Annotated in this window: 20 protein-coding genes; 9 read left to right on the forward strand and 11 right to left on the reverse strand. The window is 73.5% G+C overall.

From position 1 onward, the window contains the following. Positions 1-59: 59 nt before the first annotated feature. Entirely contained in the window at positions 60-1,073 is a 1,014-nt protein-coding gene (locus tag ACGFSH_RS09205; RefSeq protein WP_393346500.1) for a tellurite resistance/C4-dicarboxylate transporter family protein, read from the forward strand. Here ACGFSH_RS09205 and ACGFSH_RS09210 read toward each other — a convergent pair. Next, the gene (locus ACGFSH_RS09210) at positions 1,051-1,404 is read right to left on the reverse strand and encodes a hypothetical protein (protein WP_393346502.1); all 354 of its coding nucleotides are present in this window, start codon (positions 1,402-1,404) and stop codon (positions 1,051-1,053) included. The two genes, ACGFSH_RS09205 and ACGFSH_RS09210, sit on opposite strands and share 23 nt — an antisense overlap. Before the next feature lie 527 nt (positions 1,405-1,931). On the opposite strand from ACGFSH_RS09210, the gene ACGFSH_RS09215 reads away from it, so the two are divergent. Further along, positions 1,932-3,014: an NlpC/P60 family protein gene (locus ACGFSH_RS09215; RefSeq protein WP_393346504.1), complete on the forward strand. Its 1,083-nt coding sequence runs from the start codon at positions 1,932-1,934 to the stop codon at positions 3,012-3,014. Positions 3,015-3,100: 86 nt separating this feature from the next. Here the strand turns inward: ACGFSH_RS09215 and ACGFSH_RS09220 are convergent, their stop codons facing one another. Both ACGFSH_RS09220 and ACGFSH_RS09225 read right to left on the reverse strand, forming a co-directional pair. Then, the gene (locus ACGFSH_RS09220) at positions 3,101-3,856 is read right to left on the reverse strand and encodes a LuxR C-terminal-related transcriptional regulator (RefSeq protein ID WP_393346505.1); all 756 of its coding nucleotides are present in this window, start codon (positions 3,854-3,856) and stop codon (positions 3,101-3,103) included. Continuing rightward, positions 3,853-5,145: a PspC domain-containing protein gene (locus ACGFSH_RS09225; protein WP_393346507.1), complete on the reverse strand. Its 1,293-nt coding sequence runs from the start codon at positions 5,143-5,145 to the stop codon at positions 3,853-3,855. The genes ACGFSH_RS09220 and ACGFSH_RS09225 overlap by 4 nt, the downstream gene beginning before the upstream one ends. A 482-nt stretch (positions 5,146-5,627) precedes the next feature. Between ACGFSH_RS09225 and ACGFSH_RS09230 the strand changes: the two genes are divergently transcribed. Together ACGFSH_RS09230 and ACGFSH_RS09235 are read left to right on the forward strand one after the other, a co-directional pair. Continuing rightward, complete coding sequence (locus ACGFSH_RS09230; RefSeq protein ID WP_393346978.1) at positions 5,628-7,028, forward strand: PspC domain-containing protein; 1,401 nt, start codon at positions 5,628-5,630, stop codon at positions 7,026-7,028. Then, positions 7,015-7,260: a hypothetical protein gene (locus ACGFSH_RS09235; protein WP_393346509.1), complete on the forward strand. Its 246-nt coding sequence runs from the start codon at positions 7,015-7,017 to the stop codon at positions 7,258-7,260. Before ACGFSH_RS09230 ends, ACGFSH_RS09235 begins: the two co-directional genes overlap by 14 nt. Positions 7,261-7,669: 409 nt before the next feature. On the opposite strand, the gene ACGFSH_RS09240 is transcribed toward ACGFSH_RS09235, so the two are convergent. Beyond that, positions 7,670-8,206: a DoxX family protein gene (locus ACGFSH_RS09240; protein ID WP_393346511.1), complete on the reverse strand. Its 537-nt coding sequence runs from the start codon at positions 8,204-8,206 to the stop codon at positions 7,670-7,672. Positions 8,207-8,465: 259 nt separating this feature from the next. Then, positions 8,466-9,755, reverse strand: coding sequence for a hypothetical protein (locus tag ACGFSH_RS09245; RefSeq protein ID WP_393346513.1), 1,290 nt, complete (start codon positions 9,753-9,755; stop codon positions 8,466-8,468). 200 nt (positions 9,756-9,955) lie between these two features. Between ACGFSH_RS09245 and ACGFSH_RS09250 the strand changes: the two genes are divergently transcribed. Then, complete coding sequence (locus tag ACGFSH_RS09250) at positions 9,956-11,116, forward strand: DUF4429 domain-containing protein (RefSeq protein ID WP_393346515.1); 1,161 nt, start codon at positions 9,956-9,958, stop codon at positions 11,114-11,116. 106 nt (positions 11,117-11,222) lie between these two features. Here the strand turns inward: ACGFSH_RS09250 and ACGFSH_RS09255 are convergent, their stop codons facing one another. Continuing rightward, positions 11,223-12,017: a class II aldolase/adducin family protein gene (locus tag ACGFSH_RS09255; RefSeq protein ID WP_393346517.1), complete on the reverse strand. Its 795-nt coding sequence runs from the start codon at positions 12,015-12,017 to the stop codon at positions 11,223-11,225. A gap of 110 nt (positions 12,018-12,127) precedes the next feature. Between ACGFSH_RS09255 and ACGFSH_RS09260 the strand changes: the two genes are divergently transcribed. Both ACGFSH_RS09260 and ACGFSH_RS09265 read left to right on the forward strand, forming a co-directional pair. Further along, a complete protein-coding gene (locus ACGFSH_RS09260) occupies positions 12,128-12,811 on the forward strand; it encodes a hypothetical protein (protein WP_393346519.1) in 684 nt (227 codons plus the stop codon). 82 nt (positions 12,812-12,893) lie between these two features. Next, a complete protein-coding gene (locus ACGFSH_RS09265; RefSeq protein WP_393346521.1) occupies positions 12,894-13,391 on the forward strand; it encodes a pyridoxamine 5'-phosphate oxidase family protein in 498 nt (165 codons plus the stop codon). 39 nt (positions 13,392-13,430) lie between these two features. Here ACGFSH_RS09265 and guaA read toward each other — a convergent pair whose 3' ends face one another. Beyond that, entirely contained in the window at positions 13,431-15,011 is a 1,581-nt protein-coding gene (gene guaA, locus ACGFSH_RS09270) for a glutamine-hydrolyzing GMP synthase (RefSeq protein WP_393346523.1), read from the reverse strand. 348 nt (positions 15,012-15,359) lie between these two features. Between guaA and ACGFSH_RS09275 the strand changes: the two genes are divergently transcribed. Together ACGFSH_RS09275 and ACGFSH_RS09280 are read left to right on the forward strand one after the other, a co-directional pair. Next, positions 15,360-15,641 carry a chorismate mutase gene (locus ACGFSH_RS09275; protein ID WP_190150673.1) on the forward strand — a complete coding sequence of 94 codons (282 nt, stop codon included), beginning with the start codon at positions 15,360-15,362 and terminating at the stop codon, positions 15,639-15,641. Positions 15,642-16,373: 732 nt separating this feature from the next. Beyond that, positions 16,374-17,417: an LPXTG cell wall anchor domain-containing protein gene (locus tag ACGFSH_RS09280; protein ID WP_393346525.1), complete on the forward strand. Its 1,044-nt coding sequence runs from the start codon at positions 16,374-16,376 to the stop codon at positions 17,415-17,417. A 122-nt stretch (positions 17,418-17,539) separates the two neighbouring features. Here ACGFSH_RS09280 and ACGFSH_RS09285 read toward each other — a convergent pair whose 3' ends face one another. From ACGFSH_RS09285 to ACGFSH_RS09300, 4 genes are all read right to left on the reverse strand, one after another. Beyond that, on the reverse strand, positions 17,540-19,324 hold the full coding sequence (locus tag ACGFSH_RS09285) for a GMC oxidoreductase (protein WP_393346527.1): 1,785 nt from the start codon (positions 19,322-19,324) through the stop codon (positions 17,540-17,542). A gap of 82 nt (positions 19,325-19,406) precedes the next feature. Continuing rightward, a complete protein-coding gene (locus ACGFSH_RS09290; protein WP_393346529.1) occupies positions 19,407-21,032 on the reverse strand; it encodes a succinic semialdehyde dehydrogenase in 1,626 nt (541 codons plus the stop codon). Positions 21,033-21,279: 247 nt separating this feature from the next. After that, positions 21,280-22,245 carry a serine/threonine-protein kinase gene (locus tag ACGFSH_RS09295; RefSeq protein WP_393346531.1) on the reverse strand — a complete coding sequence of 322 codons (966 nt, stop codon included), beginning with the start codon at positions 22,243-22,245 and terminating at the stop codon, positions 21,280-21,282. 67 nt (positions 22,246-22,312) lie between these two features. Beyond that, entirely contained in the window at positions 22,313-24,034 is a 1,722-nt protein-coding gene (locus tag ACGFSH_RS09300) for a serine/threonine-protein kinase (RefSeq protein ID WP_393346533.1), read from the reverse strand. Positions 24,035-24,144 lie beyond the last annotated feature (110 nt).

The following is a 24,144-nucleotide window of genomic DNA, read 5'->3' on the forward strand; positions in this document are numbered from 1 at the left end:
GCGGCCCACGCGCGCGTGCCCCGCCCGCGCGGCGGGACCGGCTCCCTAGCATCGGCCGCATGACCGGGTCCCGCGCTCTCCCCCCGCCCCCTCCCGCGTCCTCCCCCCGCCCCTCGCTGCGCGAGCGGTGGGCGCGGCGGCAGCCCGCGGCCGGGGCCGCCGTGATGGCCACCGGGATCGTGTCCGTCGGCCTGCACCTGACGAAACACGAGACGCTGTCCCGCGTCGCCCTGGTGATGACGGCCGTCGCCTGGGCGGCGCTCGCGGCGGACTTCGCCGCCCGGCTGGTGCTGGAGCGCGAGCGGTGGCTGGCGCAGGCCAGGACGCCGGGGGCGCCGACCGCCGTGGCCGCGACCGCCGTGCTCGGCGCCCGCGTCTCGGCGCTCGGCCGGCCGGCCCCGGCCGAGGCCCTGCTGGCGCTGGCGGCGGTCCTGTGGCCCGTACTGCTCGCGACCGCCGTACCGCGCTGGCGACGCGGCATGCCCGGCTCGGTCTTCCTGTCCTGTGTGGCCACCCAGGGCCTCGCGGTGCTCGGCGCGGCCCTCGCCCGGGAACAGGAGGCGGCCTGGCTCGCGCACACCGCGCTCGTGCTGTTCTGGCTCGGTCTCGCGCTCTACTGCGCCGCGCTGCCCCTGTTCGACCCGCGGCAGCTGACCGGGGGCGCCGGGGACCAGTGGGTGGCCGGCGGCGCGCTCTCCGTCTCGGCGCTGGCGGGAACGGAACTGCTCAAGGCCGACGGCGGCGGCCTGTACCTGTGGAACGCCGACGACGCGGGCGTCCTGCGCACGGTGACCGTCGCCCTCCTCGTGCTCGACCTGGCCTGGTACGCCGTCCTGCTGGCCTGCGAGGTGCGCCGCCCGCGGCCGCACTACGACGTCCGCCGCTGGGCGACCGTGTTCCCGCTGGGCATGACGGCTGCGGCGACCCTGTCCGTGTCCGACGCCGTGGACGTCCCGTGGCTCGAAAGGCCGGGCGAGGTGCTGCTGTGGATCGCGGTGACGGCCTGGCTGGCCGTCGCCGCGGGGGCGGCGGTTCGCGTCGGCTCGGCGGTCAGGTCCAGAGCACCGCGATGAACACGTTCGCCACGGTCAGCAGCCCGACCAGGCCGAAGAGGGGCTTCTCCACCCGCTCGTCGTCCCGCTTCACGTAGACCAGGCCGAGGATCACGATCAGCAGCGCGAGCTTCACGCCGATCTTGATGTTGTCGACGGGCTGGTCGTCGGCCTGGTTGAGCCCCACCAGGATCACGCCGGTGACCAGCATCGTCGCCGCGCCGTGCAGCATCGCCGGGACGAAGCGGGCGGCGCCCCGGCCCATCGCCTTCATCTGCGTGAGGAAGCCGCCGAGGAGCGCGGCGATGCCGATGATGTGCAGGCCGACGAAGAAATGGATGAGTACGTCCATGAGGCGGATGCTAATCAGCGCCCGTCCCCGCCCCGACACCGCCCCGCACCCGGAGCCGCAGCAGGCCCAGGCGCGCACCCGCGCGCACCCCGGGCCCGGCGCACACCGCGCCCGCGCGGGGCCGCGCGCATGCCGCGACCGCGCCGTGCATATATGCGCCATAGCACTTGATCACCAGGTGACGCCTCCGGAATCACCGCTTCGGTCAGCGCGGCGTGTGAACCCGGCGTGCGGCCCCCGGAGAGTCGGCCACATACGGTCACTCGGCAGTCTGCTCCCGTCACTTCCGTACATCGCGTTACCCGACCGACACCTTCGGGCCTAGCGTCCTCCCCCAGGTGACCGGCTCCCCACCGCCGCCCGGACCAGGGGCGGCAGTCGGCCACCACCGCCGAGAGGTCCGGCGGCGTCCTCGCTCCCCCGTGCCGGACGCCGCCGGGCCCGTCGACCACTGCGGGGCCGTCCGTCCGCTCCCTGACGGCCCCGCGGTCGGCCCGGGCGGTCGTACGAAAGGACGTGCAGTCCCAGTGGCAGCGCACCGCAAGCCTCGACAGCGCTCGCTCGGCGGCCATACGGCCCGCACCGCGTTCACCCTCGCCCTCGCGGGCGTCGCGACGGCGACGGCCTTCGACGGGACCGGACAGGCCGAGCCGAACCTGTCACCCGCCGAGGTCAGGGCGAAGGTGGCCAAGCTGTACGAGGAGGCCGAGGCGGCCACCGAGAAGTACAACGGCGCGCAGGAGAAGGCGACCGCGGCCGAGCAGCGGCTGGCGGCCATGCGGGACGAGGCGGCCCGCAAGGAGGCGAAGCTGAACACCGCGCGCGACGCCCTGGGTTCGATGGCCGCGGCCCAGTACCGCAGCAGCGGACTCGACCCCGCCGTGCAACTGGCGCTCTCCGACGACCCCGACCGCTACCTCGACGGGGCCGCCATCGCCGAGCGGGCCGGCGACCGCCAGTCGGCCGCCGTGGCCGGGGTGCGCCGGCAATTGCGGGAGATCGAGCAGTTGCGCGGCGCCGCGCGCGTCGAGCTGACGTCGCTCAAGGCCCGCCGCGCCGAGCTGCACACCCAGAAGACGGCCATCACCGCCAAACTGGAGGCCGCCCGCAAGCTGCTGTCCCGGCTGACGGCGGCCGAGCGCGACCGGATCGGCGAGGCGGGCGGCGCCGCGGGCGACGGCGCCGCACGTGCCTCACGCGCCTCGACGGGCGGGCGCTCGGACCTCCCCCCGCCCGGCTCGGCCGGCGCCGAGGCGCCCAACCCCCGCGCCGCGGCGGCCGTCGCCTACGCCTACTCCAAGCTCGGCAGCCCGTATGTGTGGGGCGCGACCGGACCGACCGCGTTCGACTGCTCGGGGCTCGTCCTCGCCTCGTACCGCTCCGCCGGGGTCTCCCTGCCCCGCACCACGTACGCCCAGATCGGCGCGGGACAGCGCGTCTCCCGCTCCGAACTCCTCCCGGGCGACCTGGTGTTCTTCTACTCCGGGATCAGCCACGTAGGCCTCTACATCGGCAACGGCCAGATGATCCACGCCCCCAACCCGTCGGCCCCGGTACGGGTGGCGCCGATCGACCAGATGCCGTTCGCGGGGGCGACGCGGGTCGTGTGAGGCCCGGGCGGACAGCGCGCCGTCGGAGCGCCGCCCCCACCAGCCCGCGTGCCCGCCTGCCCGCGTCCGTCACACGGTCTCGTGCCTCACACCAGCCGTCGCGCCGTCGCCCACCGGGTCAGTTCGTGACGGTTCGACAGCTGGAGCTTGCGCAGCACCGCCGAGACGTGCGACTCGACCGTCTTGACGGAGATGAAGAGCTGCTTGGCGATCTCCTTGTAGGCGTAGCCGCGGGCGATGAGCCGCAGCACCTCGCGCTCGCGCTGGGTGAGCCGGTCGAGGTCCTCGTCGACCGGCGGGGCGTCGGTGGAGGCGAAGGCGTCGAGGACGAACCCGGCGAGGCGCGGCGAGAACACCGCGTCGCCCTCCTGAACCCGGAAGATCGAGTTCACCAGGTCGGTCCCCGTGATCGTCTTGGTGACGTAGCCCCGGGCGCCACCGCGGATGACCCCGATGACGTCCTCCGCCGCGTCCGACACCGACAGCGCCAGGAAGCGCACGGGCTGCTCGGCGTCGGCCATCAGCGGGGCGCACCGGCGCAGCACCTCGACGCCCCCGCCGCCCGGCAGATGGACGTCGAGGAGGACGACCTCGGGCCGGGTCGCGGTGATGACGGTGACCGCCTGGTCGACGTCCGCCGCCTCGCCGACGACCTCGACGCCCGTCTCCTCGGTCCGGCCGATCTCGGCCTGCACGCCGGTGCGGAACATACGGTGGTCGTCGACGAGGACCACCCGCACCCGGCGCCCGCCCGCCCCGCCCCCGGAGGTCTGCGCCGACTCCCCGGCGTCCCCCGCCTCCGCGGCGCCGCTCATGTCGTTCGTGTCGGTCGGCTCGCTCATGACGTCTTCTCCACCCTCTCCATCTCCAGCTCGATCTCGGTGCCGCCGTCCGGGACCGCCCGCACCCGCGCCGTGCCGCCGTGCCGCTCCATGCGGCCGATGATCGATTCTCTGACGCCCATCCGGTCGGCGGGTATCGAGTCGAGGTCGAAGCCGGGGCCGCGGTCACGGACGGACACGAAGACCGTCCTGCCCTCGACTTCGGCGAAGACCTGCACCGCGCCCCCGTCGCCACCGTACTTGGCCGCGTTCACCATCGCCTCGCGCGCGGCCTGCATCTGTGCCCCGACCCGTTCGTCGATCGGGCAGTCCCCGACCACCACCACCTCGATGGGCACACCGTGCTTGTCCTCCACCTCGGCGGCGCTGCGGCGCACCGCGTCGGCGACCGTGGCCGGCTCGTCGGCCTCGTCCTTGCCGGTGCCCTCGGGTTTGTAGAGCCAGGTGCGCAGGTCGCGTTCCTGGGCGCGGGCGAGACGGCGCACCTCGCCGGCGTTCTCCGCGTTGCGCTGGATCAGCGTCAGGGTGTGCAGCACCGAGTCGTGGACGTGGGCGGCGACCTCCGCCCGCTCCTGGGCGCGGATGCGCATCAGGCGCTCCTCGGAGAGGTCCTGTGTCATCCGGACCAGGTAGGGCCCGGCGAGGAGCGTGATGCCGACGATGACGGCGAGGGCCGCCTGGAGCACGGAGCCGAGGTGGGTGGCGGACCCCTGGAGCACGAAGCTGCCGGAGACGCCGGCCGTGACCAGCAGGACGCCCGCGCCCGCGCGCAGGAGCGTGAGCGTACGGCGCCTGCGGCCGACCTCGACCCAGCGGGCCCGGCGCGCGTTGTCCGCCTGACGCCAGACGAGGGCGACGCCGGCGCCGACGAGGACGGCGGGCACGAGGTAGGCCTTGGCGCCGCTGCCCAGGTTCACGTTGGTCACGAAGACCGTGGCGATCACGACCATGAGGAGCAGGGCGACGATCTGCCCCTTGTCGGGCTTGCGGGCCACGAGTCTGCGGCGGCCGTCGGGCGCGGTCTCCGTGGCGACGAGCGCCGGCGGCTTCTGGTCGCCGACACCGCCGACGCCCAGGGGCACGAAGAACCAGAAGGCCGCGTAGAGCAGGGCGCCGAGGCCGTCCGCCATGAACAGGCCCGCGAAGACGAGCCGCACCCAGACGACGGGCAGGCCGAGATGCCCGGCGAGCCCCCGCGCCACACCACCCAGCCAGCGACCGTCGCTGCTGCGGTAGAGCTTGCGCGGCGGCCGCGGTTCGACGAGTGGCGCTGCTGCGGCTTCCGGCATGCCAACGATGGTCACACGGGCCGCGGGCCCGGGCATCAGGGTTCGCCCCCGAGACGTCCCTGATCTTCGCGGCGCCGCCGCGCCGAGCGCGGCCCCGGCTGCGGATCAGGGCGGATATCAGGGTCCGACCAGGGTTGTTCCGGCTGCCACGAGGGCGGTCCGCCCGCCACCATGGAGTCATGACAGATCACCAGCACGCCGCGGACGCCGTGCCCGACGGGGGCGCCGCGCCCGACGCGGCCGCCCCGTCCTCCGGCGCCCCCGGCGCCGCCGGTGACCCGCCTCGCGCGCACGGGAAGCAGGGGCACGACGACCGGACTCGGCACGACGACCGGATGCAGCCTGATGACCGGACGCAGCCTGATGACCGGGAACGGCCCGAGGCGCAGGAGGACGGGGGCGAGGAGGCGCTCGGGAGGCGGGGAGTCCGTGGAGAGCAGGGGACCGGACACCGGAAGCCGGGCGTCCGCGAGGAGGACGGCATGACGGCGGCCGAGGCCGCGACGGCCGCCGCCGCCTCCGCGGGCACGGGCCCGGGACCGGCGGACGCCGGCCGGGGAACGGCGGACGCGGACGCCGGCCGGGGACCGACGGGCGGTGCGGCGGGCGCCGGGCTGCCGGCGAGGTTCCGGCGGGACCGCGAGCACAAGATGATCGCGGGGGTGTGCGCGGGTCTCGGGCGGCAGTGCGACATGGACCCGGTCGTCTTCCGCATCACCCTCGCCGTGCTCTCCGCGACCGGCGGCCTCGGCCTCATCTTCTACGGCTTCGCCTGGCTGTTCGTGCCCTACGCCGACGACGGGCAGAACGAGGTGCGCAAGCTCCTGACCGGCCGGGTCGACGGCCAGGCCCTCGCGGCCGTGCTGTTCGCGCTGGTCGGCTGCGGGGTCTTCCTGTCGATGCTGAGCAACGGCAGCGTGCTCGCGTTCGCCGTCGTCGTCTCCCTGCTCCTCGCGGGCGCCGGGTACTGGTCGCGGCACCGGGACTCCTCCGACCCCGACCCGCTGGCCGCGCAGGCCGCGGCCGACGCGCCGCCGGAGGCCCAGGCGCCGCCCGTGCCCGACGCCTACCCCTCCTGGTGGCGCGACCCCATAGTCAAGGACGGCACCCACGACGGCGGCACCGGCTACCTGTGGGGGCCGTCGGAATCCCGCGGCCGCGACTTCATGGCGGACGTCTCCGTCGAACTCACCGGCCACCGCCGCCGCGAGGACGTACGCGCCCCGCGCGAGCCGTACATTCGGCCCTCAGGCCCGCGTTGGATCGGCGGCTGGGTGTTCCTGCTCGCCCTGCTCGCGGGCGGCCTCGTCACCAGACACACCTGGGACGCGCATCCGCTCGGCGACAGCCTGCAAGCGGGCCTGGCGGCCGCGCTCATCGTGCTCGGCGCGGGCATCGCGGTCAGCTCGTTCCTCGGTCGCACGGGCGCGGGGTCGGTGTTCCTGGCCATCGTCACGGCGGGTCTGCTGGCCGGAGCGGCGGTACTCCCGAAGAACATCGACAACCACTGGACCGACACGACCTGGCGGCCCACGACGGTGGCGGAGGTGCGGACGCACTACGACCTGGGCACGGGCGACGGCACGCTGGACCTGAGCCGGCTGGAGCCGGCCGAGGGGCAGACGGTCAGCACGGCCGCCGAGGTGGGCGCGGGCCGGCTGAAGGTGGTCGTGCCGCGGAACGTGACCGTGAAGGTGCGGATCGACGTGGGGCTGGGCGACGTCCAGCTGCCCGGCGACGACAAGAAGGACGTGGACGTGGAGCCGGGGAAGCACAAGGAGATCACCCTGCGGCCCGCCTCGGGACAGGCGGGCGGGGGGACCATCGATCTGGACCTCAAGGTCGGAGTGGGACAGGCGGAGGTGGCCCGTGCTGCGTCATGAGTTCCGGCCCGGCCGCCTGGTCGCCGGCGCGGCGTTCGTCCTCGGGGGCGTCGTCTTCGCGGGCGATGCGGGCGGTCTGTGGCAGGCGCAGTGGTTCGCGATGATCCCGATCGTCATGGCCGGCCTCTGCCTGGCGGGCGTGGCGGGCGCGGTGGCCCGGGGCGTACGCAGACGTCGGGGCCCGTCCGGTCGAACGTCCCCGACCGGAACGGGCCCGACCGCCACGCCGTGACCGACGGAACCGGCCGCCCGACCACGCTGCCGAGACCGGCCGGGACGGACCGGCCCCGGCGGGAGCGATCACCTCGCCGTGGCCGCAGACCCGGGCGGCTCGGGACCGGGGACAGCCGGTCGGCCCGTGGTCGGTTGTCGCCCCGCTAGGAGACCGGCCGGCGCAGAGGCGGAGGTTGCGGCTTCGGCGACGCCGGATGACGCCGGATGACGCCGGATGACGCCGGATGACGCCGGATGACGCCGAACGTCCGGCACCCGGGATCTGGCACCCGGCACCGGCATCCGGCATCCGGCATCCGGCATCCGGCATCCGGCATCCGATGATCGGCGTGAATCGTCCTGCCCCGCATCCGCCCCGCGTCAGTGCGTGGACGTCCTGCCCGGCGCCCGCCCCCATCCGTCCGGGATTAGCCCAGGCTCCCCGTGCCACCTTGGCGTCGTCTGGATCGCCAGGCGGCGTCCAGGGAGAGCACCGGGGCGCCCGCGAGGATGAAGGGCAGCCAGGCCATCAGATACGGGAGGTCGTTGCCCAGGTAGTACGGATCGGAGGCCCAGCTCACCGTCAGCCACAGGCTGAGCGATATGAGGGCGCCGCCCACCGCGGCGAGCCGGGTGAGGACGCCGAGCAGGACGCCTGTGCCGACGGCGAGTTCACCGAAGGCCATGGCGTAACCGAAGCCGACGGGGCTCTTCAGGGCCAGATCGACCATGGCGGGGACGGCCGAGGAGTCCCGGACGGCACGCATGGTCTCGCCGATCGAGCCGGCGCCGCTCGCCTTGAGGAAGGCGGGATCGGTGAGCTTGTCGAGGCCGGCGTAGATGAAGGTCACGCCGAGGAAGATCCGCAGAGGGAGGAGAGCGTAGCGGGCGGCGGTGTCCCGCAGGCCCCGGCCGCCGCCGTCGGGATATCTGGGATAGGTGTCCGTCCGCATACTGTGAGTCATCGCCCGCAGCCGCCTCTCGCCCGGAGTGGTGGGTCCCCTCGACAGACCATACGTACGGCATGCGGGGTGCACTCAAACGTGTGCACGGGCTCGGCCATAAGCCGGTTCACCTGCCGGTGCGGGAACGGCAGGGGCGGCAGACCTGGAGAGCGTGGGCGGGCGGGGTCGGTCGGCGTCCAGGTCGGTGTCTCGGCCGGTGTCCAGGTCGCTGTCCGGTCGGTGTCTCGGCCGGTGTCCAGGTCGCTGTCCGGTCGGTGTCTCAGTCGGTGACGTCGATGGCGTAGCGGTTGGTCTCCACCCCGGCCGCGGTGACGACCTGGACGTCCACGCGTCCGGGCTCCACGTCCGCGGGCACGGGAACGGTGAGTACGTCGTCCGCGGGGTTGCTGAAGCCGCCCGTGACGGGGACGAGCGGGACGTGCACGTGGACGGGGCCGATGCGGACGACCATGCGGGCGAGGCGGTCGGCGGTCTGGGCGCCGGGCGGGACGAATCCGGCGCCGCGGATCTCGATGTCGTCGCCGGTGCGGATGGGGGCGTCGAGGTCGCCGGCCTCGCGGGAACGCACGACGGAGAGGATGACGGGCCGGCCGCCCTCGGCGTACTTGCCGGCCAGGTAGGTGGCGGCCGAGACGAGGACGACGACCGCCAGGCCCCAGGGCAGGTCGGGCAGTTGGTCGGGGCGCCGGGCCAGGCGCACCGCGGCGAAGGCGAGGGCGACGGCGCCGATCACGGCGTACTGGATGTCGGCGAAGGCTCCGCGGCCGGCGTCGTCGGTGAGCAGGTCGGCCGCCCGGGGGCGGTGGGCGCGGACCTTCTGCAGCCGCTGGCCGAGGACGCGCAGGCCGACCACGCGGCGCACCAGTACGGCGATGCCGCAGACCACGGCGAGGACGGTCACCGTGCCGGCGCCGCGGGCGAGGTCGAGTCCGGCGATCAGCGCGTCGCGCTCGGCGTGGCCGGAGGCGGCGGCGAGCCTGCCCACGAGGACCAGTACGGCGTAGGCCACGAAGAGCACCCAGGCGGCGGCGACCGCGCGGGAGGTGGAGAGCCGGTTGTCCTCGCCGATCACGGGTGCGAGGGCCCCGCCGCGCGCCCGGTGGAACCAGGAGGCGGCGGTCAGCGCGCCGGCGACGACGAGGGCGGCGAGGAGTCCGGCGGTGCGGGCGGCCGTCCAGCCGGTGCCGACGGCGGTCAGGGCCTGCACCAGCAGGAGGGTGACGACCGCGGCCCACACGGTGACCGCGGTGCGCAGCCACAGGCGGCCGAGCCATGCCTCGCCCTCGGCGCGGCCGCGTTCGGCGACGTGTTCCGCGGACTGGGTCAGCTCCTCGGAGACCCACTGGCGGGACGCCGAGACGGAGTGGGCGACGACGGCGGGCAGGCCCTGCCCGGCGGCGAAACCGTCCCGTTTCAGCAGGAACGCGGCGACCGCGCGCCGGTGTCCCTCACGTGCGCCGTGGGGGCAGTCCCCGCAGGCGCAGCCGCCCTCGTGCACGCCCGGCCCCGGGCCGGGGCCCGCTCCCTGTCTCGCCTCCTGCACCGCCACGTCCGACGCCCGCCTTCCCCGCGACCCGATCGGATGGCGGTCCCGGAGAGCCCGCTGAAGGCCCCGGTCGCCACCCTGTGAACAACTCCCCTGCGATGTCGACGAATTGTGCCCTACGACACACCCTGTGTGTCCGGCAGGTCTGGTCAGGGCGGGTGAAGACGGGGAGGCCGTGTTGACCCGGCTGCGAGAATTTCCCCATGGCCGAGATCATCCAGCGTCACGGGACCTGGGCCTTCGACGGCACGACGGTCAGGATCACGCCGGGACTGCACCGTTCCGTGCCGCTGTTCCGGCAGACGTACGGGGAGATCGCGGTGCCGCTGGAGGCGGTCGCCGGGGTCGTCTACGAGAGCCGGCGCAGGCGCGGGCGGCTGCGGATGCGGCTGCGCGAGGGCGCCGACCCGCTGCTCCAGGCGACCGGCGGCCGGCTGCCGGACGCGGCCGACCCCTACCGGCTCGCCGTGGACACGGACCGCTCGGGCGTCGCCGAGTACCTCGCCGAGGAGATCCGGCACGCGCTGCTGCTGGACCGGATCGCGGACGGCCCGACCGCCGAGTACCTGCTGCCCGGTCCGCCGGTGCCCGTGTCGGTGCGGTCCTCCGACGGCACGGTCTCCTTCGACGGCGTCCAGGTGCGGATCGACTGGGCGGACACCTCGGACCGGGTGAAGCGCGCGACCGGGCCCCGCGTGCTCGACGTCGCCGATCTGCTGCGGGTCGAGTGGCTGCCCAACACCGGTCTGGACGACGGATTCCTGCGCTTCGTGACCCGCGAGACGCGGTACGCGAAGCTGCCGGCCGAGAAGGACCCCTATGCCCTGGACCTGTGGGGCAACGTGAGCCGCGACCTGCTGACGGCGCTGGTGGCGACGGCCGTCACCGCGCGTCTCCCGCATCCCTCGGCCCGCACGCACCCCGAACCCGTGGACAGCCCCACGGGCGGTTCCGTGAACGGGCGGGCGGGCGAACCCATGGGCGGACCGGTGGGCGGGCCCACGGACGAAGGCCTCCACGGTCCAGCAGGCGAAGGCCTCCACGGTCTCGCTGGCGGAGGCGTCGACCGCCCCGTGGGCGACGGCGTCGACGACGTCGCCGGGTCGGTGCGTGCGTCCGGGCGGGCGGCCCGTGCGGCGGCGGCCCAGGGGCGGCGGCTTCCGGCCACCACCGTCCGGTCCCCGTCCGGCCACCAACCGCCCGACCGCCATCCGTCCGACCAGAGCCCGTCCGACCACCGTCCGTCCGACCACCATGACGTGCTGCTGCGCCGGTTGCGTGAGCTGGGCGAGCTGCACCGCGACGGTGTGCTGACCGACGAGGAGTTCGCCAGGACGAAGGCCGTCGTGCTGCGCGGCTTCTGAGAGACCACCGGATTCCGCGCGCCGCCCGCCCCGGGAGACCGTCCGACCCCGGGAGACCGTCCGACGCCGGAGGGCCACCCGATCCCCCGGGAGGCCGTGCGCGCCGTCAGCTCAGCAGGTCCGGCTCGCTGCGGCTGACGTCCTGCCACAGCGGCTGGTAGTTGATCCACGCGACCAGGTCGCCGCCGAGCTGTTCCCGGGTCGCGACCGCCGCCCGGTGGTCGATCAGGACGGGCCGGCCGGCCGCCCGCGCGGTCAGCTGGACCTGGCTGGAGCGTTCCATGGAGACGAACCACCAGGCGGCCGCGTCGACGGAGTCCCCCACGGTCAGCAGCCCGTGGTTGCGCAGCACGAGCGCCTTGCGGGAGCCGAGCGCGGCCGCGATGCGCCGCCCCTCCTCCGCGTCGACGGCCACGCCGGTGTAGGCGTCGTAGAGGGCGTGGTCCTCGTAGAACGCGCAGCTCTCCTGGGTGAGGGGGTCGAGCAGCTCGCCGAGCGCGGCGAGGGCGCGGCCGTGGACGGAGTGGCAGTGGGCGACGGCGACGACGTCGGGGCGTGCGGCGTGCACCTGGGCGTGCACGGTGAAGGCGGCCTGGTTGACGTGGTAGCGGCCCTCCACGACCTGGCCGTCGGAGTTGGCCAGCACCAGGTCGCTGACGGTGACGTGCTTGAAGGACATGCCGAACGGGTTGACCCAGAAGCAGTCGCTGTGTTCGGGGTCGCGGGCGGTGATGTGGCCCGAGACGCCGTCCTCGAAGCCGAGCCGTCCGAAGATCCGTACCGCGCCGGCCAGCCGTTCCTTCCGGTGCCGGCGCTCGTCCTCCACCGACTCGTGCATCGGCGGCATCGCGAACTGCAGCCGGTCGGTGGGCAGCGGGGCAGGCGGCGTGGGCCCGTGCATCGGTCCTCCAGCACTGGGTTGCTTGACCACGCGGAAGTTACCGTCGGCACGTGCAAAAAGGCAGAGCCGTTATGTAAAGATGACGATTTCCGTCACCATCGGAGCACGTCTTGAGCATCGCAGCCCGCCACATCACCGCCCTCATGCGTCAGATCGCGACGCGTGACGCCATCGAGCTGGTCCACCCCTTCGCGGAGTTCCAGACGTTCGGCGCGCTGGCCTACATCGCCGAGTGCTACGGCTTCCGGTACGAGAACGTGCGTCTCGTGGGCAAGCACCGGGTCCTCCACCTGCACCTGGTCCGCGACCCCGCCCCGGCGGCGCGGCAGCGGGCCGCGGCGAACACGGCCGCCTTCCCGGACCCGGGCCCCGACCGGCCCGTTCCGGGCATGTACCTGGGCTCGCTGACACCGGTCCCCGAGGCGCAGGCGGACGTCGATCTGATCACCGCGCTCATCCGCTACGACGCCCTCGTGGCGGCCGCCAACCGCAGACAGCTGCTGTTCCTCGGATGGGGCTCGGGGGCGTTGTTCCTGCTGATGGCCCTGCTGACCGGCGTGTACACGGTGTTGCTCCCGCTCGCCGTGCTGATGCCGGGGTTCATGCTGGGCGCCCTGCGGATCAACACGGTGCGGCGCGCGAAACTGGCCCGGCAGCTCACGGCGGCGGGCTGCACGCCGGTGCGGGACGGGGCAGGGGTGGAGCGCTACGTACGGCCCACGCCGCAGCCGTACGGAACCCCCCACGCGACGCCCGACGCGAATCCCTACAGCAGCACCCCGCAGGGATTCTGACCGCGCCCACCGTGCCCGGTTCCGTGCGCACCCGCCGCGAACACCGACAGCAGATGTCCGGTATCGCGGTCACACTCGCCGTATGACATCGAGTGCATCGAGTGAGACCCCCGGCTACTGGTCCGTGTTCGCCGGCGCGGAGCCCGGGTTCGCGAGGACCGTCGAGGACCGCTTCGGCGCGTTCACCCATCACGTGCTGGCGACCGTGCGCAAGGACGGCTCCCCGCGCACCTCCGGCATCGAGGTCCGTTTCCTCGCCGGTGAGCTGTGGCTGGGCATGATGCCGGACTCGCTGAAGGCCCTCGACCTGCGCCGGGATCCCCGCTTCTGTCTCCAGGCCAATCCGGGCGAGGGCACCGGGATGGGCGGGGGCGACGTACGGGTCGCGGGGCGGGCGGTGGAGGTGGCGGACGGCGAGGCGAGGGCCGGGTACGTGAAAGAGGTGGAACCGCCGCAGCCGTTCCACCTCTTCCGCACCGAGCTGACGGAGGTCGTGCGGACCTACGTCGAGGACGACACGTATCTGGTCGTCCAGGTCTGGCGGCCCGGGGCGCCGGTGCGCACCCTCAGGCGGACCTGAAGCCGCTCACGGGGCCCACGCGCGGGGCCCCGGCGCGGCTCACTCCCACTCGATGGTGCCCGGCGGCTTCGAGGTCACGTCGACGACGACGCGGTTGACGTCACGCACCTCGTTGGTGATGCGGGTGGAGATCTTCGCCAGGACGTCGTACGGCAGCCGCGACCAGTCGGCGGTCATGGCGTCCTCGGAGGAGACGGGGCGCAGCACGATCGGGTGGCCGTAGGTGCGGCCGTCGCCCTGGACGCCGACGCTGCGGACGTCCGCGAGCAGGACCACCGGGCACTGCCAGATCTCCCGGTCGAGACCGGCCGCCGTCAGCTCCTCGCGGGCGATGGCGTCGGCGTCGCGCAGCAGGTCCAGGCGCTCCTTGGTGACCTCGCCGACGATGCGGATGCCGAGGCCGGGGCCGGGGAACGGCTGGCGCTGGACGATCTCCTCCGGCAGGCCGAGCTCCTGGCCGACCATGCGGACCTCGTCCTTGAAGAGCTTGCGCAGCGGCTCGATCAGCTGGAACTCGAGGTCCTCGGGCAGCCCGCCGACGTTGTGGTGCGACTTGATGTTCGCCGTGCCGGTGCCGCCGCCGGACTCGACGACGTCCGGGTAGAGCGTGCCCTGGACCAGGAAGGCGACCTCGGGGCCGTCGTCCGCGATGATCTCCGCCTGGGCCTGCTCGAAGACGCGGATGAACTCGCGGCCGATGATCTTGCGCTTCTCCTCGGGGTCCGAGACGCCCTTGAGCGCGGTGAGGAAGCGCTCCTCGGCGTCGACCACCTTGAGCTGGACGCCGGTCGCGGCCACGAAGTCCTTCTCGACCTGCTCGGTCTCGCCCTTGCGCATCAGCCCGTGGTCGACGTACACGCAGGTCAGCTGGGAGCCGATGGCCTTCTGGACGAGGGCCGCGGCGACCGCGGAGTCGACGCCGCCGGACAGGCCGCAGATCGCGCGCTTGTCGCCGACCTGCTCGCGGATGGCCTCGACCTGCTCCTCGATGACGTTGCCGGTGGTCCAGTCGGGGCTCAGGCCCGCGCCCCGGTACAGGAAGTGCTCCAGGACCTGCTGGCCGTGCGTGGAGTGCATGACCTCCGGGTGGTACTGGACGCCGTACAGCTTCTTCTCGTCGTTCTCGAAGGCGGCGACCGGGACGACGTCCGTGGAGGCGCTGACGACGAAGCCCTCGGGGGCGGCGGAGCAGGCGTCGCCGTGGGACATCCACACGGGCTGCTCGGCAGGGGTGCCCTCGAAGAGGGTGGAGGAGACGCGGGAGACGTGCAGGTCGGTGCGGCCGTACTCGCGGGCTCCGGTGTTGTCGACGGTGCCGCCGAGGCTCTGCGCCATCAGCTGGAAGCCGTAGCACATGCCGAAGACGGGGACGCCGGCTTCGAAGATCGCGCGGTCGAGGCGGGGGGCGCCCTCCTCGTAGACGGACGAGGGGCCGCCGGAGAGGATGATCGCCGCCGGGTTCTTGGCGAGCATCTCCTCGACGGGCGTGGTGCTCGGCACGATCTCGCTGTAGACCCGCGCCTCGCGGACTCGACGGGCGATGAGCTGGGCGTACTGCGCGCCGAAGTCGACGACCAGGACGGTGTCGGGGGCGGCGGCAGCGGGAGTCGCTGTGGACACGGGGGCCTTCCGGCGGTTCGGGCGTGGTCTCTGTGCTGGCCAATTCTACCGAGAGCGGACGAGACGCCGTCCCGGCTCCGCGGCCGCCCCCGCGTCTCAGGATGCGAACGGGCTTGGACCGCGCCCGGCACCCCTGCATACTGGGGCGCATGCTCGCTCACACGACCTTCGTCTTTACCTATGGCACCCGGCCCGCCGGCTGCCATGGTCGTGTCGCTTGAGCTTCTGACGAGCGACTTCCCAGGCGCCCCGGGCCGACAAGGCCCGGGGCGCCTGTCGTTTCTCCCGGGTCCTGTCGCTCCGGGGCGGCCCCACCGCATCCCGAACCGAACCCCTACAGGAGCCCCCATGACCGCCATCGACGTGACCGGCGCCCGTACCTCCGAGGCCGCCGACGTGATCACCGGCGCCCGTGAGCGCATCGACGCGCTGGACGACCGGATCATCGGCCTGATCCAGGAGCGGATGGCCGTCTCGGCCGTCGTCCAGGAGGCGAGGATCACCTCCGGCGGCCGGCGGGTGAACCTCTCCCGCGAGCTGGAGATCCTCGCCCACTACCGGGACGCGCTGGGCCGCCCCGGCACCGCCCTCGCGATGACGCTGCTCGAACTGTGCCGGGGACGGGTGTGACCCGCCAGGGGGCGGGCGGGGCGTCGGGTGTCAGTTCGGCCGCCGTCTCACCCGTACGGCGCGTGACCGCCGGGCCGGCGGCGTCGTTGGTACCGGTGTCCGCTCCAGCCAGGGGCGGGTCCGGAAGAACCACGCGTGGCTCGCTGGGGCGATGAGACGCACGGATCGTGCCGTGCGTCGTGGGACCTCGCTCCGAAGGCGACCGGACGGCAGGGGACAGCAGACCGGTCGCCGAGAGAACGGCCGGTCCCGGGGACGCCCGGGACCGGCCGGCGGAAAATGCAAAAATGCACAAGGGCTGGGTCAAACGGTTGCGGGGGCCGCACTCATCCAGCACGATGCGTAGAAAGCCCCCGAAAGACCTCAGGTCACTCCTCGGACGACGATTTCACGACGTCGCCCTCCCCCCTCGGCGCCATACACGGCCCCCGCTGTTCCCGCCAGCGGTCCAGACCAGCGGCGCAACCCCCCGGCGCCGCTCCCAGGCACCGGCGCTGCCCTGACGCCGGTGCTGACGATAGAGAAGGGCCCCGCGGATCCGTCCCGCGGGGCCCTTCGTCGTGGCCGGCCGAGCGCCCCCGGCCGGAGCCGCGCAGAAATGTGACGCGCGCCATATAAAGATCCTGTGAATCAGCACAACTGTTCACAGCCGTCGCCGGTCACACCCAGCGTAACCAGGCCCCTCCCGACCCCCATGACGGAAGGCCTCCCCACCTGAACGCCGAGGTCTTCATGAAGCTTCGCCGCACGATGGTCGCCCTCGCGGCGACCGCCGTCGTCGCCCCGCTGGCCCTGCTGTCCGCCCCGGCCGCCTTCGCCGAGGACGACCAGACGTCCTCCGCGAGCGCGTCCGCGTCGCAGAGCACCTCGTCCAGCCCGTCGGAGTCGGACGGCGAGAGCGCCTCCGGCACGCCGAGCGACGACACGTCGGCCTCCTCCTCGACCGGCTCGGACGACTCGAAGGCGACCGGCTCGCCCAGCGGCAGCCCGAGCGGCTCCGCCTCCGCGTCCGCGTCCGCCTCGGGGTCGTCCTCCGCGAGCGCGTCCGCGAGCGCGAGCACCGGCCCGTTCGACCCGTACACGGACTGCGACTCCTTCGAGCTGGACGAGAAGCTCACCGCCCGGATCAAGGGACTGCCCAGCAAGATCGTGGCCGGTTCGGGCTGGCACGACTTCGAGTTCGTCGTCGACAACGACTCCGCCAAGGACCTGAAGAACGTGTACATCGACGCGTTCATGGAGTACGGCGAGGAGACCGACAAACTCCTCTCCGAGGGTCTCGCCGTCATCCAGGTCAAGGAAGACGGCAAGTGGACCAGCGGCTACCAGGACTCGTACGAGGACGGGCAGGGCGAGAAGATCGTCTCCGGCTCCTTCGTGGGGCTGCTGGACTCCCTGGAGAAGAACTCCTCGGCCTCCCTCGACCTGCGGGTGAAGGTCAAGGCGTCCGCGCCGGCGGGCTCGTCGTTCGCGCTGAGCGAGGCCGTCTACGCCGGCGAGGCCTCCACCTGCTACGGCAACGGTGACTTCTACGACGTCGAGATCATCGCCGCGGGCGGCCACGCCGACGGCGCCGGCGACGCCAAGCCGAACGGCGACAAGCCCACCGACGGCGTCCAGGCCCAGGGCGGCGCGAAGCCGATCAGCGGCACCCTCGCCTCGACCGGCTCCGACTCGGCGCTGCCGATGATCGGGCTGGTCGGCGGCGTCGCCGTCGTCGCGGGCGCGGGAGCGGTGTTCGCCGCCCGTCGCCGCAAGGCCGGCGCGCACGCGTAACGCGCCACCGCGAACCAGCGAAGGGACCTGCGCTCGGAGGGGGGCGCAGGTCCCTTCGCCGTGTCGGGACACCGTTCGGGCCGTGGTCGAGCGGCGGCCGGGCGCGTGGCCCGGCACGCGCGCTACTGCTTGGGCGGGACCGCCGGCATGCCCAGGAACGGCAGGCGCAGCGCGCCGAACGCCTCCGCGGGCACCGCCGGGCTGACCGGCTCGACCGGCTTCAGCCGCTCGTACGCCGCGCCCTGCGCCGGACGCGGGTCCGTCTCGCCCTTGTTCGGCCAGTACGACATGGCCCGCTCCGCCTGGGCGGTGATGGTGAGCGACGGGTTCACCCCGAGGTTCGCCGAGACCGCGGCGCCGTCGACGACGGAAATGCCGGGGTGGCCGTAGAGCCGGTGGTAGGGGTCGATGACGCCGGTCTCGCGGGAGTCGCCGATCGGGCAGCCGCCGAGGAAGTGCGCGGTGAGCGGGGTGCCCATCAGCTCGCCCACGTTGGAGCCGGCGAAGCCGTTGATGTCGGCGGCGATCACGGAGGCGGCCTGCGAAGCGGCCCTGATCTGCTTGGGGTTGGGAGCGCCGTGCCCCTGCCGCGCGGTCAGCAGGCCCTTGCCGACGCCCGCCGGTTTCAGGTACGTGGTCAGCGAGTTGTCCAGCGACTGCATGACGAGGCCGATGATGGTGCGCTCCGACCAGCGGCGGTTGGACAGCGAGCGCAGCACGAGGAGCGGGTGGCGCACGGCGTTCGCCAGCCAGCCCGCGACCCTCGACGAGCCCTCCGCGTACGGCACCTGGAGGATCGACAGGCTGCCCATGGAGTTGGAGCCCCGGCCGTAGCGCACCGGCTCGATGTGGGTGTTCTCGTCCGGGTGGATGGACGAGGTGATGGCGACGCCGCGCGTGAAGTCGACCTTGGGCGCGCCGGTCGCCCTGCGGTAGCGGCGGTCGTCGGTCTGGGCGCCCACCAGGGCCTCGGAGTTGGTGCGGGTCAGATGTCCCAACCGGTCCGAGAGGTAGGGGAGTTGGCCGCCCGCCTTCATCCGGTGCAGCAGCGTCTGGGTGCCGTAGGTGCCGGCCGCGAGGACGACCCGGCGCGCTGTGAAGACCCGGCCGCGGGCGGAGCCCTTGCGGCGGGCGTCGGTGGGGAGAGTGGCGATCGCGTAGCCGCCCTGCGAGTCGTCCGTCACGGACACGACCGTGGTCAGCGGGTGGACGACCGCGCCCGCCTTCTCGGCGAGGTGCAGGTAGTTCTCGTTGAGGGTGTTCTTGGCTCCGTGCCGGCAGCCCGTCATGCACTCGCCGCACTCGACGCAGGCCTTGCGGGCCGGTCCCGCGCCGCCGAAGTAGGGGTCGGCGACCTGCTCCCCCGGCTTCGCCTTCGCCGTGCCGTCGGCGTCCTCGCCGTCGCCGAAGAACACGCCGACGGGCGCCATGTGGAAGGTGTCGCCGACGCCCATGCGCTCCGCGGCCGCCTTCAGATGCACGTCGGAGGGGGTCGTCGTGGGGTTGAGCCGTACGCCGAGCATGCGGCGCGCCTGGTCGTAGTACGGCGTCAGCTCGGCCTGCCAGTCGGTGATGTCCCGCCACTGGGGGTCGTCGAAGAAGGGCTTCGGCGGGACGTAGAGGGTGTTGGCGTAGTTGAGGGAGCCGCCGCCCACGCCCGCGCCGGCCAGGACCATGACGTTGCCCAGCAGGTGGATGCGCTGGATGCCGTACATGCCGAGCCGGGGCGCCCAGAGGTAGTTCTTCAGGTCCCAGGAGTTCTTGGGCAGCGACTCCCGGGTGAAGCGGCGGCCCGCCTCCAGGACGCCGACGGTGTAGCCCTTCTCCGTCAGGCGCAGGGCGGTCACGGAACCGCCGAAGCCGGATCCGACGACGATGACGTCGTAGTCGTAGGCGTCCTGGGACACGTGCTCTCCTCGTCGGGAACGGGTGGGGTTCCGGTCGTGTGCCGCCCGGTGCGCGACGGCGGACCGGGCGGAACGGCAGGTCCTAGCGCAGCCGGAGTGCCTTCATCACCTTCAGGCTCGTGCTCATGAACGCCGCGTACTTCTCGTCGTCCATGCCGAGGGCCGGCGCCATCGGCAGCAGGCGCTGCTGGGCCACCGTCTGGGCCTCGGTGTACTTGAGGATGCCGTCGGAGCCGTGGCGGCGGCCGAGCCCGGAGTCCTTCATGCCGCCCATCGGGGACTGGACGCTTCCGTAGGCGGCGGCGTAGCCCTCGTTGACGTTCACGGTGCCGGCCCGCACCCGGGAGGCGACGTCCCGGCCGCGGCGGCCGTCCTTCGTCCACACCGACGCGTTCAGGCCGTACGGCGTCGAGTTGGCCTGCTCGACCGCCTCGTCGTCGGTGCGGAAGCGGTAGACCGAGACGACCGGGCCGAAGGTCTCCTCGGTGCAGACGGACATGGGCTCCGTGACGCCGTCGAGGATGGTCGGTTCGAAGAAGTACGGGCCGACGTCGGGGCGGGCGACGCCGCCGGCGACGACCTTCGCGCCCTTGGCGACGGCCTCCTCGACGTGCCGGGTCACCGTCTCCAGCTGGCGCTCGCCGACCAGGGAGCCCATGTCGGCGCCGTAGGCGAGGGCGGTACCCAGGCGCATGGCGCGGGTGCGGGCCGCGAAGCGCTCGACGAAGGCGTCCGCGATCGACTCGTGGACGTACAGCCGCTCGATGGATATGCACAGCTGCCCGGCGGAGGAGAAGCAGGCGCGAACGGCGCCGGCCGCCGCCTTCTCGATGTCGGCGTCCTCCAGCACGAGCATGGCGTTCTTGCCGCCGAGTTCGAGGGAGACGCCGATCAGCCGGGCGGCGGCGCCCTGCGCGACCTCGCGGCCGGTGCGGGTGGAGCCGGTGAAGGAGACGTAGTCGGCGTGCCGGACGACCTCGGGGCCGACGACCGGACCCTCGCCCAGGACGACCTGGAAGACGTCGGCGGGCAGACCGGCCTCGACGAGCAGGTCGCGGGCCCACAGGGCGGTCAGGCAGGTCTCCGTGTCGGGCTTCATGACGACGGCGTTGCCCGCGGCGAACGCCGGGAGCGCGTCGCCCACCGACAGCTCCAGCGGGTAGTTCCAGGGGGCGATCTGGCCCACGACCCCGCGCGCGTGGCGCAGCTCGGTGACCTTGGTGAGGGTCGGCATGGCGCCTGCGTGCCGCTTGGGGCGCAGGTAGGCGGGGGCCTTGCGGCCGTAGTGGCGGGCGGCCACGGCGACGGCCTGCACCTCCTCGTGGGCGTGCAGGCGCGCCTTGCCCGTCTCCAGCTGGATGAGGTCGAGCACCTCGGCCTGGCGTTCCAGCACCAGGTCGTGGAAGCGGAGCAGGACGGCGGCGCGTTCACGGACCGGCGTCTTCGCCCACACCGTCTGCGCGGCGCGGGCCGCCTCGTAGGCCTTGAAGACGTCCTCGGGGGTGGACTCGGGCAGGTCGGCGAGCTTCTCGCCGGTGAACGGCGTGTGGTTGGCCGTGCGGCCCGAGCCGGTCACGCCCTTGGTGAGCTGGGCGACCAGCTCCGGGGTCACCACGTCGGCGGCGGTGCGGACGCCGGTGGGGGTGGGGGCGAGGGGGTTCGTGCCGGTCTTTGCCGGTGCCTTTTCCGCGGCCTGCGAGTCCGTCATGAGGCGCAGGGTATGACGTGCGGAGAACTTTGGGTACCCGCCGGTAATAGGGATTCACCGGCCGCACACACGGCGCCAGCGTTCACTGGCAACAAACCTGCTGATCAGGGCGTTGAGTCCGCCGCCCACCCCGTCCCTTCCGGCACTCGCGGCCCCGGAGTCCGAAGGCCGCTGATCCGAGGGCCGCTGCTGTCGGGAGTCGTCCCGCCGCGGAGTCCGCGGACCGCGGTCACGGCTCCTGGCGGCGTCACCGGGATTCGGCCGGGCACGGGGCGGCCGGGCGGCGGGCCCGGGCGGCGCCGGCCGCTTCCAGGGCGGCCGCGGTCTCCTCGGGGGTCGGCCGGTGTTGCGGATCGCGGTGCAGGAGGGCCCGGAGCAGGGGGGCGAGCGGGCCGGCCCGCTCGGGCTCCGGCGGCTCCGGCGGCGGCTCGTGCCGTGCTCCGGGGAGGGGCGCGGCGGGCGCGGACCACGGGGCCGTCCCGGGGAACGGGGAGCGGCCCTCGACGGCCGTGTGGAGCAGGACGCCGAGGGACCACAGGTCCGAGGCCGGTCCCGCGCCCCGCCCGGACGTCCGCTCGGGGGCGACGAAGTCCGGGACGCGGTCCGGGCGGCCGGCCGCGTCGCCGGTCGCGGTCCAGGTCTCCTCGCCCGGGACGTGCGCCATGGCGAAGTCGGTGACGACTACGCGGCCCAGAGGGTCTCCCGGCCCGCACGGGCTCGCGAGCGGGGGACGGCCGAGCAGCACGTTGGCCGGCTTGAGGTCCCGGTGGACGATGCCGACGGCGTGCGCGGCGCGCAGCGCGCCCAGGACGGCGAGGCCGATCCGGGCCGTCTCGGCGGGGTCGAGCGGGCCGCGCCGCAGCGTCTCGCGCAGGGACTCGCCGTGGATCAGCTCCATGACGATCCAGGGGAGCCCGCCCTCGACGTCCGTCCCCTCCTCCACCACGACGTCGAGGACGGTGACGGCGCAGGGGTGGTCGACGCGGGCGGCGGCGCGGGCCTCCCGCTGGAGACGGTGGGCCGCGCGCCGGTAGGGCCCGTCCCCGGGCCGGCCCGGCAGCCAGGGCTTCTTGACGGCGACCTCGCGTTCCGCCAGCTCGTCGCGGCCCCGCCACACGGTGCCCGAACCGCCGGATCCGAGGCGGTCGAGCAGCCGGTAACGGCCGTTCAGCGTCCGGCCGTCGGCGCCCGCGGCGTCCCCGTCGTTGCTCATGCCTCCATGACTACCACGATCTTCGGCCAACTCCCGTCGTTTCGCGGGCGGTTCGGTAGCAAAACGGTCAGGGCCGGTCGATCTCCAGGTTGGCGACCGCCGTGCGGGCCACCTCGCGGCCCCGCGAGGTGAAGTCGCCCTTCCCGGGGTAGCCGACCACGAGTTGGTACATGTCGCCGCCGGTGGACTTGTAGTACAGGATCCGCAGCTCACGCGGGACCGGGTGCTGACTGTCGTCGGTGGTGTAGACGACGGTGTTCCCGGCGGCCTTGCGGCCGTGGAAGGCCACCTCGGAGTCGGTGCTGGTGCGCGGTCCCTTCGGCATGTTGAGCCGGTACTCGCCGGTCTCCTTGAAGTCGCCGTTGTCGGCGTACATCTGGGCCGCCGCGGAGTCCTTGATCGCGTGCACCTTGTCCTCCGCCGCGCGCTTGACCGTCAGGACGACGGAGATCGCGCCGCTCGGATCGGTCCAGCTCACCCAGTGCTCGTCGGCGGGCGCGTCCTTGGCGGGTTCGCCGCGCACATAGCTGTCGGGCACCGCGAGCGTCGCGGTGACCTCCTTGTCGTGCATGGTCTTCCACCCGTCCGGCAGCGGCCCGGCGAACGGGTCGGCGACCACCAGGTACACCGCCGCCGCCACGGCCACGACGGCGGCCGCCAGTCCGGTCCACGCCGCGCGCCCGAACCTGCGGCGGACACGGGACGCCCCGGCGGGCGCCCCCTCCCGGCCGGGCGGCGGGACGGCGGCGGGCCGGGCGGGCTGTGGGGCCGGCGGGTGTGCGGCGGCCTCCAGCAGGGCCCGCACCCGGGCGGCCGTGGGACGGCGCGCCGGGTCCTTCTCCAGCAGCCCGTTGACGGCCTCGGCCAGCGGACCCCGCGCGGCGGCGGGCGGCGCGGGCGCCGCGTTCAGGACGGACTGGAGGGTCGCCGGGGTGTTGCTGCGGCGGAACGGCGAGACGCCCTCGGTCGCCGCGTACAGGACCACGCCCAGGGACCACAGGTCGGCGGCCGGCCCCGGACGTTGCCCCAGCACCCGCTCGGGGGCGAGGTACTCGGGCGAGCCGATGATGCCGCCGGTGTCGGTCAGCCGGGTGTCGCCCTCGATCTGGGCGATGCCGAAGTCGGTGAGGACGATCCGGTCGTGGCCGCCGAGCAGGATGTTGTCCGGCTTGACGTCCCGGTGCAGGACGCCCGCCGCGTGCGCGGCCTCCAGCGCGCCGAGCACCTCCAGGCCGACGCGGGCCGCCTCGCGCGCGCTGAGCGTGCCCTCCTGGAGGACGTCGCCCAGCGAGCGCCCGCGCACCAGCTCCATCACGATCCACGGCCGCCCGTCCACGACCGCGACGTCGTGCACGCCGACCACGGCCGGATGGTCCAGCCGGGCCGCGGCCCGCGCCTCGCGGCGCATCCGCTCGAACGCGTTGGCGCGTTCGCGTTCCGGAAGATGATCCGGTACGCGGGGCTCCTTGACGGCGACCTCGCGGTCCACCGTCTCGTCCTTGGCGCGCCACACCGTGCCCATGCCGCCGTGCCCGAGCTTCGCCAGCAGTCGGTAACGCCCGGCGACGAGCCGCCCGACACCCGGCTCGCTCTCCGGCCCCGGCTCCGACGGCCCCTGCCCGGGCACGGCCGCCCGCCGGCTCGGCGGGTTCGGGTTCGGCGGGTTCCGGTTCGGCGGGTTCAGGTTCGGCGGGTTCCGGTTCGGCGGGTTCAGGTTCGGGTTCGGCGGTTGCAGAACAAAACTCGTCGTTTCATCGGACTCGTGGCCGACGCCCCCGTTGTGGCTCATGGTCCATCCATATCGCGCCAGGCAGGCCGATATCCACTGGTGCCGTGCAACTACCGTGTCACGAAGCACCGAGGCATGAACCGCCGAGGCACGAAGCACCGAGGCAAGGG

Origin of the sequence: Streptomyces sp. NPDC048481 (assembly GCF_043200075.1) — a bacterium.
Taxonomy (GTDB): Bacteria; Actinomycetota; Actinomycetes; order Streptomycetales; family Streptomycetaceae; genus Streptomyces.